At 39.6% G+C, this 12,035-nt stretch carries 11 protein-coding genes; 7 read left to right on the top strand and 4 right to left on the bottom strand.

Annotated elements, in window-relative coordinates:
- Window positions 1–288: 288 nt before the first annotated feature.
- The 3 genes from ACS125_RS04025 to ACS125_RS04015 all read right to left on the bottom strand — a co-directional run bounded on the left by ACS125_RS04025 (window position 289) and on the right by ACS125_RS04015 (window position 2,579).
- Window positions 289–1,410, bottom strand: coding sequence for a 5-(carboxyamino)imidazole ribonucleotide synthase (locus tag ACS125_RS04025; RefSeq protein ID WP_004795549.1), 1,122 nt, complete (start codon window positions 1,408–1,410; stop codon window positions 289–291).
- Between the two features lie 9 nt (window positions 1,411–1,419).
- Entirely contained in the window at window positions 1,420–1,935 is a 516-nt protein-coding gene (purE, locus tag ACS125_RS04020) for a 5-(carboxyamino)imidazole ribonucleotide mutase (RefSeq protein WP_002115451.1), read from the bottom strand.
- A 281-nt stretch (window positions 1,936–2,216) separates the two neighbouring features.
- Complete coding sequence (locus ACS125_RS04015; RefSeq protein ID WP_081399724.1) at window positions 2,217–2,579, bottom strand: DMT family protein; 363 nt, start codon at window positions 2,577–2,579, stop codon at window positions 2,217–2,219.
- A gap of 241 nt (window positions 2,580–2,820) precedes the next feature.
- Here ACS125_RS04015 and mpl point away from each other — a divergent pair, with 241 nt between their 5' ends.
- Window positions 2,821–4,194, top strand: a complete 1,374-nt coding sequence (gene mpl, locus ACS125_RS04010) for a UDP-N-acetylmuramate:L-alanyl-gamma-D-glutamyl-meso-diaminopimelate ligase (protein ID WP_443270660.1) — start codon at window positions 2,821–2,823, stop codon at window positions 4,192–4,194.
- Window positions 4,195–4,260: 66 nt separating this feature from the next.
- Here the strand turns inward: mpl and ACS125_RS04005 are convergent, their stop codons facing one another.
- A complete protein-coding gene (locus ACS125_RS04005) occupies window positions 4,261–5,511 on the bottom strand; it encodes a low temperature requirement protein A (RefSeq protein WP_238613046.1) in 1,251 nt (416 codons plus the stop codon).
- Between the two features lie 135 nt (window positions 5,512–5,646).
- On the opposite strand from ACS125_RS04005, the gene ACS125_RS04000 reads away from it, so the two are divergent.
- The 6 genes from ACS125_RS04000 (at window position 5,647) to guaD (ending at window position 11,978) form a co-directional block, all read left to right on the top strand.
- Window positions 5,647–6,243 (top strand): phosphatase PAP2 family protein, encoded by a 597-nt coding sequence (locus tag ACS125_RS04000; protein ID WP_004795554.1) that lies wholly within the window; start codon window positions 5,647–5,649, stop codon window positions 6,241–6,243.
- Window positions 6,244–6,560: 317 nt separating this feature from the next.
- Window positions 6,561–7,517, top strand: coding sequence for a TerC family protein (locus ACS125_RS03995; RefSeq protein ID WP_443270657.1), 957 nt, complete (start codon window positions 6,561–6,563; stop codon window positions 7,515–7,517).
- Window positions 7,518–7,705: 188 nt separating this feature from the next.
- Entirely contained in the window at window positions 7,706–8,071 is a 366-nt protein-coding gene (locus ACS125_RS03990) for a hypothetical protein (protein WP_174740883.1), read from the top strand.
- Between the two features lie 21 nt (window positions 8,072–8,092).
- Window positions 8,093–9,253, top strand: coding sequence for a glutathionylspermidine synthase family protein (locus ACS125_RS03985; protein ID WP_443270655.1), 1,161 nt, complete (start codon window positions 8,093–8,095; stop codon window positions 9,251–9,253).
- Window positions 9,254–9,543: 290 nt separating this feature from the next.
- A complete protein-coding gene (locus tag ACS125_RS03980; protein ID WP_443270653.1) occupies window positions 9,544–10,599 on the top strand; it encodes a Rieske 2Fe-2S domain-containing protein in 1,056 nt (351 codons plus the stop codon).
- 56 nt (window positions 10,600–10,655) lie between these two features.
- Entirely contained in the window at window positions 10,656–11,978 is a 1,323-nt protein-coding gene (gene guaD / locus ACS125_RS03975) for a guanine deaminase (protein WP_443270651.1), read from the top strand.
- The last annotated feature ends 57 nt before the right edge of the window (window positions 11,979–12,035 follow it).

The following is a 12,035-nucleotide window of genomic DNA, read 5'->3' as shown; positions in this document are numbered from 1 at the left end:
GCGTTATTTTAAATTTAAAACACTTCAGCAAATACCACTAGTTTTGAATTCAAAAAACATGAGCTCTATCATCAGCTACAAATCAAACTCTCTTGTGGATAACTAACTTTAAATTCGAAACAATCAAGCTGCACTTTTTAAATTTAAAAAATACCATCAATATTTAAATTCAAAAATTCCTATAAAAAGTTATCCACAAACAAGAAATTACTCAGGATTTATTATTTTTTAAATTTAAAAGATAAAAAAAGCGATCCGAAGATCGCTTTTTAGAGAATAAGAAATATTTTAGAGGGTCATATCTGCTGTTAAAGCGAGTGGTTCTGGCAAAATTTCTGCTAATTGACGGCATAAATTCGTCAATTCATTACTATCCACAGGCATTAAAGTGATATGGCCTAACTTACGGCCAGCACGTTCAGACTTATTATAAAGGTGCAGATGAGCACCATTTAAGGCAAGCACATCTTCAGTTTTAGGATGTTGACCAATAATATTGATCATAACCGTTGGGCGAACAACGTCTGTTGAACCCAATGGTAGTCCTGCAACAGCTCGAATATGGTTTTCAAACTGAGAACAAACAGCGCCTTCAATTGACCAGTGACCTGAGTTATGCACACGCGGTGCCATCTCATTTGCACATAAGCCTTGTTCTGTCACAAATAGCTCAAGCGTCAGCACGCCAACATAGTTGAGATGATTCAACAAACGAGTAATGTAGTCTTGAGCCACAGGTTGCAAGGCTTCGCTATTCGGTGCTGGAACAATTGAATGCGATAAAATGCCATTATGATGGTGATTTTCAGCCAGTGGCCAAGTTTTTACTTCACCATTTTGGCCGCGCACCGCAATAATTGAAACTTCACGAGAGAATTTAACAAAGCTTTCGGCAACTAGACTTTTTGCAGGCCCAAGTTCAGCCCAAGCAGTATCAATCTGGTCTTCTGAACGAAGTACAAACTGACCTTTACCGTCATATCCGCCAGTTGCAGTCTTAAGTACAATCGGCAAACCAAGCTCAGCAACAGCCTTTTTCAAGCTTTCTAGACTATCTACAGCACGATACGGCGCAACAGGAATAGTAAGCTCATCAAACAACGCTTTTTCTGACAAACGATTTTGCGCAGTTGCTAAAGCAACACGAGGAGGGTGCAATGCTTTGGTTTGTGTTAAAACATCCACATCTTCAACAGGCGTATTTTCAAACTCAAGACTAAAAACATCAGCACTTTCAATAAACTGCTTTAAGCCTTGCTCATCTTGACTAGAAAAGACTTGACCTAAAACACCTGCAGGACAATCTGTATTTGCTTCAAAAAAAGTACACTGAATATTTAATGGTAACGCTGCTTGAGCCATCATTCGGCCCAGTTGCCCACCACCAAAAATACCGATAGTTTTATCCATCTCAGCCTCTTACACCTGACCCGGAATATTTTTGCTTGCAACTTTATCAGTTTGCGCAGCGCGGAAATCAGCAACATTTTTTGCGATTTCAGGACGAGTTAAACCTAAGATTTGTGCCGCCATGATTGCAGCATTCGTCGCACCAGCTGGACCAATTGCTAAAGTACCCACTGCAATACCAGCTGGCATTTGTACGATTGAAAGCAAAGAATCTACGCCATTTAAAATTGATGATTTAACTGGCACACCCAAAACTGGTAAATCAGTTTTTGCGGCACACATTCCAGGTAAATGCGCTGCACCACCTGCACCAGCAATAATCACTTGAATACCACGATCACGCGCAGTTTCTGCATATTCAAATAAACGATCTGGAGTACGATGAGCAGATACCACTTCCGCTTCAAATGGGACACCAAGCTGTTTAAGCATATTGGCTGTGTTTTCGAGAGTTGCCCAATCAGATTGAGAACCCATAATAATTCCAACGAGAGGTTGAGCGTCTTGTGCTGCGGCCGCATTCATTGCTAATGTTCCAGAGACAAAAGTAAAAGAAGATAAATCTCGACGAGAGCCAAGTTTTAAATGGTTCGGAAGCCCATTATTATAGACTGATTTTTCATCTCACGAAAATTTAACTGACCAGCTCTGCGAATATTTTTATTCCCATAAAAAAATTGTCATGGTTTAACGGTGACACTTTCTCAAATTTTATTCATATTATTTAAACATCCTGTAAGATCATTAAAGATCTGGAAGAGTAAGAGCTTGTATTAAATAATTGATTCTCTACAAGCTACTACAACTTATTGGCTTCTAAATACGAAATAAACACAACCAAATAGACATAACATCGCCCATAAATAATCGAGTTTAAATGGCTGTTTAAATAAGAAAATCATAAATGGTACAAACACAACCAGCGTGACCACTTCCTGAGTGATCTTCATTTCGCCGAGTAACCAACCTTGTGCACTCAATATTCGAGTAGCAGGAATCATAAAACTGTATTCAAGTAAGGCAATAATCCAACCGAATAGGATTGCTTGCCAAATGGGAGCATGGTGTAAAAATTTGAGATGCCCGTACCATGCGAGCGTCATAAAACAATTAGAGATAATTAAGAAAGCAAAAGCTAAAACCGTTGGGCTCAAAGGCACATCCTTCATCATCACGATGATTTAAGAATTAATATAGATCAAAAATATTATAAAAGATAAAACTGTAATTCAGCTTAAATCAAAAAAATAAAGCTGTAGTTTTATTAGGGCCTCAAACACATAGAACAACAACGATTTTTGACTATCTTTTCAAGTTTAGCCTTGCTATCGTTGCTGGCAAATTTATCAATAATGCACACTCAGCAATTCATATTAATGGTGTGTACAAAAGCAGTGGAGAAGGCGAGCAATGCATCTGCATATCTTGGGTATTTGTGGCACTTTTATGGGCTCTTTAGCACTTTTAGCTCGTGATTTAGGACATAAGGTAACTGGTTCCGATTTAAATGTTTACCCACCAATGTCTACCCAGTTAGAAAACGCAGGCATTACACTCATGCAAGGCTACGACCGTAGTCATTTACAGCCTCATCCGGACTTGGTTATTGTCGGAAATGCCATGAAACGTGGTATTGATGCCGTCGAATATATGCTGAACGAAGGCTTGCCTTATATTTCTGGTCCCCAGTTCCTTGCTGATCATGTTTTACAGGGTAAACACGTGCTTGGTGTAGCGGGTACTCACGGTAAAACCACGACTACAACCATGCTGGCTTGGGTACTTGATCAGGCTGGTTTAAACCCAGGCTTTTTAATTGGTGGTGTTCCACTTGGTTTTAGTGAAAGCGCTCGTTTAGGTGGCGGCAAATACTTCTGCGTTGAAGCCGATGAATATGACTCTGCTTTCTTTGATAAACGTTCTAAGTTTGTTCACTATCACCCAAAAACGGCGATTTTAAACAATCTTGAATTCGACCATGCTGATATTTTTGATGATTTAGCAGCAATTCAAAAGCAGTTCCATCATCTTGTTCGTACCATTCCAAGTGAAGGCCGCATTATTGCGCCAATTACTGAAACTCATATTGATGAAGTACTTGAAATGGGTTGCTGGACACCCGTAATTCGTACCAGTTTAGAAGCGAATGAAAAAGCCACTTTGTCTGCCGAATTAATTTCAATTGATGGTAGCCATTTTAAAGTATTAGAAAATGGCAATGTCGTTGGTGAAGTTAAATGGACCATGACAGGGCAACATAGTGTAGCTAATGCTTTGGCAACGATTGCAGCTGCTCAGCATGTAGGTGTTGCGCTTGAACAAGCTTGTGAAGCTTTATCTAACTTTGGCGGTGTAAAACGTCGTATGGAGTTACTCGGCACAGTCAACGGCATTGAGATTTATGATGACTTTGCTCACCACCCAACTGCAATTGACACCACTTTAGATGGCGCACGTAAACGCTTAGGTGAACGCCGTTTATGGGCCATTATTGAACCACGTTCAAATACAATGCGTATGGGCAGTCATAAAGATGGCTTAGCACATTCAGCACGCTTAGCAGATGACGTTATCTGGTATCAGCCAGAAGGTTTAGATTGGGATTTACAACCTGTGATTGAAGCTGCTTCTAACCGTGCTCAAGTCAGTCGTTCACTTGATGAAATTATTGAGCGTATTGTCAATGAAGCAGGTGAGGGCGATGCTGTTGTGATTATGTCTAACGGTGGCTTTGGTGGCTTACATCAAAAACTCATGAGCGCATTAAAAGCGAAAGCTGCTTAACTTTCGCTTTAGATGATTCAATAAAAAACGGGTTTCAAATTGAAACCCATTTTTTATTTTTCTGTTTTAAACCTTTTCTGGTTCTATATTATCCAAAAATTTATTAGAAACGATTAAACGTAAACTATAGACAACGCCCATCGCAAAAACGCTATATCCCACGTTATTACAAATAAACGGAATACATAAAATAATCAGGGCTGTGATCGGGTAAAACCATTTCGTGATTCCAGATAAACATTGGAACTCGTAAAGTATCCAAATACAGGTGGTATAGAGCACCACACTAAACGCAACGACTATTCCCATATATAAATCAGAAATATGCGCATGATGGGTTGTGACATCTACGGCAGCAGCAAGCGCCGCACCTACCGCAGCAATACTGACAAAAACAAAATAATGACCGTATCCCCAAACAAAAGGGCGTACACCTTTAACATGATGGTGTTGTTCGCTACGGTCAAAATAAGCCCACCACATGGCAAACATCAGCATTAATCCACCAATCATCAAGAATACAGCAGGAATATTCATGGACTGAGCTGCTAAGGCATCACGTATTGCATTAAAACTACCGATAATCGACTCACCCAACACAATAATTGTGAGTAGGGCATAGCGCTCTACAATATGATGAGGGTGCCACGGCGTTGGAGAATATTTCTCTGCATAGATGGGAATAAATAGCTCCATCACTACTAAAAATAAAAAAACGGGGATAGAAAGTATGTGCGCGAAATTAGCAACGAGCCAACCTACCTGAACTAATACAATGCCTATTGCATAGCGATAAGCCGTAATTCGTCGTTCAGGGTCATGTTTTGCGGCTCTCAGCCACTGGGTAACCAGCGCTAAGCGCATAATCACATAGCCGACAATAATGATGTCAAAGTCCTGACTATGGAATACATCAGGAATACCTGCGGCCATCACTAATGACCCCACAATCTGAACAAAGGTAAGGCATCGATACAATGCATCATCATTATCGTAAGCTGAGGCGAACCACGAAAAATTCATCCATGCCCACCACAACGCAAAAAATACCATCAGGTAGCTTGGTAATGCATGCCAGAGGTGATTTTCAATAATCGCGTGATGTAATTGCTGACCTGCTGTTGCAATCGCGACTACAAAAATTAAATCGAACAATAATTCGAGGGGAGTTGCTGCTCTATGCGGCTGTTTTGGATCTCTTGGAGATAGGGGCCTCAAACTTAATTTTTTCTGTTTTTCTTGAGTAGTCATAAAATAACGTTCTCGAATAAAGTGCCAACACGTTAACACTTTAATATTAACGCCCAGAACACGCATTAAAAAATATCTAGACTTGCTGTTTAATCTTTACTCACAAACAAACTATATTTCATTTTTGTGACAATTCTTTATCAAGACAATAGGCTTAATTCTTTATCATAGCCCACGTTTTTGTTCTTGTTTGGAATATGAATGTCTTTAGAAACACTCAACCTTAGCTTATTCCATGTTATTAATGGGGCTCAGGATGCGAGTCAATTTATCATTCGTCTTGCTATCTTTTTTGCTAATGATCTCCTCTATATTCTTTTATTCATCCTTACATTTTTATGGTTCTATGGTGATCAAGATTTAAAAAATAGAGTCATTAAGTCTGTCTTTTTAACCTGCATATCCCTTTTAGTAGGTTACGTTATCTCTCTGTTTTACCATCACTCCAGACCGTTTGTCATGGGTGTTGGCACCACGTTTATTGAGCATGCGCCAACTGCATCTTTTCCAAGTAATCATATGCTGATTTTCAGTACCATTGCTCTGTCTTATTTGTTTGCTCAGCGCAAAATGATTGGAATTATTCTGCTATTTTTGTCATTTGTAGTAGCGTGGTCACGTGTTTATTTAGGTGTGCATTTCCCTTTAGACATGTTGGGTGCTTTTATTGTCGCACTACTGGTCAATGTAGCGGGTTATTACTTCTGGAATATTTATGGTACGCCTTTAACGGCATTCTTTATTCACCTATACCAAATTATATGTAAACCGCTTTTAGACCGTGGTTTGATTAAATAACCTAGAGATTTTTTTGCATTAAAACCACGACATTAAGTTCAGTTGCGTAATACAAAAAAATCTGCCATTCTATGTGAACTTGGATATGTTTTATCCAATACAGAATTTAGTTTGACAAGGGGAGTAGCCTCCTCCAAACATAACAGCAATGTTATGTGTCAGATATCGTCAATACACTTTTATTAAAAAGTCGGTATCTGAGCATCGTGAAATTCATGATGTAGGCAAGACCTTGATCATGTTGATACAGATGTTTAATTCATCTGGCAACTGGTCGAGGTTTTTTTATGCCCAATTGCCGGATGTGAGGAGGATTTATGGAAACAATCGGCAATCTATGGCTGTACATAGCATTCTTTGGCATTGTCATTGTCATGCTTTTAGTGGACTTTTTAGGCTTTAAGCAAAAGCAAGGTCAGGATGTCTCAATTAAGCAAGCTGCTTACTGGAGCGTGGCGTGGGTAAGCGTCGCGGTTTTATTTGGTGGTGGTTTATGGTTGTATCTACAGCAAACGGCTGGTGTGACCCTAGCAAACCAAAAAACAATGGAATACTTCGCAGGTTACTTACTTGAAAAGTCCCTCGCAATTGACAACGTTTTCGTCTGGTTAATGATTTTCGCAGCTTTTGCTATACCAGCTGCGCTGCAACGTAAAATTTTGCTCTACGGCGTATTAGGCGCAATTGTACTGCGCACCCTCTTTATTTTTATTGGTGCATGGTTCGTTCAAGAGTTCTCTTGGGTGCTTTATATTTTCGGTGCGTTCTTGGTATATACAGGTTTCAAGTTCTTAAAAGGTCAAGAAGAAGAAACCAATATTGAAGATATCAAAGCTCTAAAATGGTTACGTAACCATATGCGTATTACACCACAGCTTGAAGGTGACAAATTCTTTGTACATCAAAATGGTTTATTGTGGGCAACGCCGTTATTTTTAGTCTTGATTTTGGTTGAAGCTTCAGACGTGATTTTCGCAGTAGATTCTATTCCTGCTATTTTCGCGGTAACGAGCGATCCGTTTATTGTTTTAACAGCAAACTTAATGGCAATTTTAGGTTTACGTGCAATGTTCTTCTTACTTGCTGGCGCTGCAACTAAATTGCATTATTTGCCATATGGCTTAGGCATCATCTTACTGTTCATTGGTGCAAAAATGTTGTTGCTTGATGTATTCCACATGCCAATCTGGATCTCGTTAAGCTTTATCGTAATAGTGTTAGCAATTACGGCTTACCTTTCTTTACGACATAACAAAAAGCAATTGCAGTCTTAATTCATCACAACAAGGCATCTACATGTGAGATGCCTTGTCATCTAAATCTTCAAAAGAGACTGTACTTTAAAAAAACAGATTAATATCATATGCCAACCTAAAATTTATCTTTCCTAATCAGAAACATAATAGATAACAGCTATTCGGTATTTTATGCCGAACATACTTATTAAAATGTGTGGAGTCTCATGCGTTCTAAAAAAATTAATCTCGTCGTCGTTCCGCTATTACTCACAGCATGTAGCCATAATGATGGTCCCTTAGTACAAGACGTATATAACAACCAATATGACTGTGCTCGCGACTGGAATACCCAAACTTGTAAAGAAGAAAATAGCTCCAGTGGACATGGTTCTAGCTATACTGGTAGCCGCTATTTAGGTCCTGCGTATTATCGAAATAATCGGGAAGTTTCTTATCATGGCAATACCTTACATCCTTACAGCAATTTGAGTGTAGGTCGACCAGTTATTTCAAGCACAGCGAAAAGTTCGTCTTTTTCATCCCCAATTCGTGGTGGTTTTGGCCGTAGCGGTTTTTCTTTCGGCGGCTAAGTCTTTAGGCATTCACTTAATATGAAAAGAAAAATATTTACTCCACGACCAGACTGGCAAGTGGAGCATCAAAATATTGGTTTCGATTATTTTAATTTACCTTCTCTCGATGGCTCAATTTACTGGTCTGAAGGGGTTGCTTATGAGTTTACCCTTAAGCAGATTGAACAACTTGAAGATGCAGCAAATGAACTGCATCAGATGTGTTTATCGGTAGTAGGAGATCTCATTCAACGCGGGGACTATCCAGCTTATTTTCAAATTCCAGAAACAGCCATAAGCCATATTGAACATTCGTGGAAACAAAATGCACCCATGCTCTATGGTCGCTTTGATTTCGCTTACGATGGGCGAAATATCAAAATGCTGGAATATAACGCGGACACACCGACTGGCTTACTCGAAGCTTCTGTCGCGCAGTGGCTGTGGATAGAACAAGTCTCAGGCATTGCAAACCGAGATCAATTCAATAGCATTCATGAAGACCTGATTAAACGCTGGAAAACAATTTTACCGCGTGCTAGCCATGTGCATTTTGCTGCTTGTCAGGAAGCTGGAAGGGAAGACTGGGGAAATCTCGAGTACTTGATGGATACAGCTTATCAAGCTCATCTACAAGTTTCCGAGCTTTCTATGGAAAACATAGGCTGGAATGGGCAAGATTTTGTTGATCTCCATAATCAGCCCATTCAAAACATATTTAAGCTCTATCCATGGGAATGGATTTGGGAGGAAGCCTTTTCTCAATATATTCACCCACAAACACAGTGGATTGAACCCTGCTGGAAAATGTTACTTTCAAATAAAGCGATTTTGGTTGAGCTTTGGAAGCGTTATCCAAACCATCCATTGTTGGTCGAAACCCATACCTATGACCCGCAACAAGTTTTGTCTGGCAAATGGGTGAAAAAGCCAATTTTGGCAAGGGAAGGGGCCAATATTCGAATTTTACAAGATGGTCACGATCAAGGCTCAGCTTCTGGTAGCTTTCATTTTGATGACTATGACAAATACGGATATGTTGTACAAAAATGGGTAGATACCCCTTTATTTTCAGGACAATTACCTACACTCGGTTTATGGATGGTTGGACATCAATGCGCAGGCCTGTCTATCCGTGAAGATTGTTATGACATTATCGGTAATGATGCTCACTTTGCAGCACATTATTTTGTCGAGTAAAAACGCATAGAGATTTATAAAAAAGCACTTTAAAAGTGCTTTTTTATTATGCTTGGTCCGCAATCAAACAGTGCATTTTAGATATATAACAAATAATGAATATTTATTTTTAAAGCTAAATTAGAACAAAAATTCAAAAATATAATAATTTAATCTTATGAATTTTAAAAACTTTATTTCATTTTAAAAATTAAAAAGTGATATTGGCAAGCTCTTTGCATCTCCTAAAAAGAAAAAAGCCTAGATTTTAAGGGCTCGCGAGAGCCCTGATTTTTTTAAGGAGTGATGCCATGAATGCGATTCCAACTTTAACGCCCCTTGCCATGCCATGTAACAGCAGTTTTGATGCAAAAGATTGGGAAATTTTATCTACTCACTGGTATCCGGTTGCGCGTATTCAAGATGTCTCTACTACACCACAAAGAGTGACGTTATTAGATGTCAATATGGCCCTATATAAGACAGAAAGTGGCGAAATTCATCTGGTCCGAGACATTTGCCCACATCGTGGTGTGCCTTTAACCAAAGGGTGGGTAGATGGTGAAGAAATTGTGTGTCCTTATCATGGTCTACGCTATAACACCGAAGGGAAGTGTACCCAAATACCAGCTCAACCTGAGTTAACCAAAATTTCAGATCGTTTTTCTCTAACCAAATTTCCAGTTGTTGAACGATATGGCTTAATTTGGACCAGTATTCACAGTCGGGATGTTACTCGAGCTAATATTCCAGTATTAGATACTTGGGACCATGCAGAGCATCAATCAATTTTACCGCCTTTTGTGGATATTGGCGGTTCTAGCGGACGTCAACTCGAAGGATTTATCGATGTCGCTCATTTTGCATGGGTGCATCACAATGCCTTTGCTAGTCGCGATAATCCCGTTGTCCCTAAGTACCACACTGAACGCACCGCCTACGGCTTAAAAACAGTCTATATCAGCAATGTCAGTAACTATCCGCACGAGCTAAAACATCTTGAACCAGAAGGCTTCTTATGGAAACGTACCTTTGATGTCTATCCACCTTTTTCAGCTGTACTTACGGTCGATTTTCCAGAAGGTGGGGTTTTAAAAATTTTAAATGTCTGTTGTCCTGTTTCAAGCAATAAGACCCGTTTATTTGTTCCACTCACCCGTAACTTTGACCAAACTGGCGATTTAGAAAAGGTATACGCATTTAATGCTCAAATTTTTACCGAAGATCAAGACATGGTCGAATCACAAAAGCCAGAAGAACTACCGCTTGATTTAATGATGGAAGCACATTTCGAAGCAGACCGTTCATCAACGACTTATCGACGGATTTTGGCTGAATGGGGACTAAGTAAACGTTATACCGTTTAAATATTGGCTAAGTGGGGTACAATCAATCGAAAAAAGTGAAAATATAAAGGCTTTCCATGTCATTGATCGCAAATACCACCGTTGTGCGTGGTCGTTTTTTAGATATCCAGCAAATCATCTCTGAACCAACTGATATTCCAAATCAAGTGCGTTATTTAGAAGATGGTGTATTGATTAGTGAACATGGAAAAATCAAATGGTTTGGTGCATGGGAAGATGCTCAAGCGCATCTACCTGCTGGGGTTGAGATTCAACATTATCCAGAACAATTGATTGTACCCGGCTTTATTGATACCCATATTCACTTCCCGCAAACCGAAATGGTTGGAGCATACGGCGAACAACTTTTAAGCTGGCTCAATACTTATACTTTCCCAACTGAAATCCAGTTTCAGGATAAAGCATATGCAAGTGAAATTGCTCAGTTCTTTGTTCAGGAACTCTTAAAACACGGTACAACCACGGCCCTCGTTTTCTGTACGGTTCATCCTGAGTCTGTTGATGCCTTATTTGAAGCTGCAGAACGCGTTCAGATGCGTTTAATCGCTGGTAAGGTACTCATGGACCGCAATGCCCCTGAAGCGCTTTGTGATACCCCAGAAACGGCTTACAGTGACACTAAGGCACTCATTGAAAAATGGCATGGCAAGGGTCGTGCTCTGTATGCGATTACACCACGTTTCGCACCAACCTCTACACCTGAACAATTAGAAAGAGCAGGGCAGTTAAAACAAGAATTTCCAGATGTTTATGTACATACCCATTTAAGCGAAAACAAAGATGAAATTGCTTGGGTGAAATCTTTATTTCCAGAACAAGCGGGCTATTTAGATGTTTATCAACATTATGGCCTAACTGGTAAACGTTCTGTTTTTGCTCATTGTGTTCACTTAGAAGATGATGAATGGCAATGTATGCATGATACACAGTCGGCTATCGCATTTTGCCCAACCTCAAACCTGTTCTTGGGAAGTGGTTTATTCCCATTGAAAAAAACTTGGGAAAAACAAGTGAAAGTAGGTTTAGGTACAGATATCGGCGCTGGTACATCGTTTAGTTTGCTGCAAACTGTTAACGAGGCTTATAAGGTCCAACAGTTACAGGGTGATAAACTTTCAGCTTATGAAGCGCTCTATCACGCGACACTAGGCGGAGCAAAAGCGCTTGATTTGCAGGACAAGTTAGGCAATTTCAACATCGGTAAAGAAGCAGACTTTGTGGTACTCAACCTTAAGCCAACGGCACTACAGCAACTTCGTCAGTCTAAATCCAAATCTGTTGAAGATTCGTTGTTTGCATTATTCACTTTAGGTGATGACCGTAATATTGAGGCGACGTATATTTATGGAAACCGTGCTTATCAAAAAGAAACAGCCTAATAAAAATCGGGTCGTTAAGTTTTTGTTATTATTTGGAATATGTGCTCTTGTTTTAAA

The organism is Acinetobacter sp. PFS20 (assembly GCF_052261015.1).
GTDB lineage: Bacteria > Pseudomonadota > Gammaproteobacteria > Pseudomonadales > Moraxellaceae > Acinetobacter.
The sequence above is the reverse complement of the archived record's forward strand: the minus strand, read 5'-3'. Positions and strand labels throughout refer to the sequence as shown.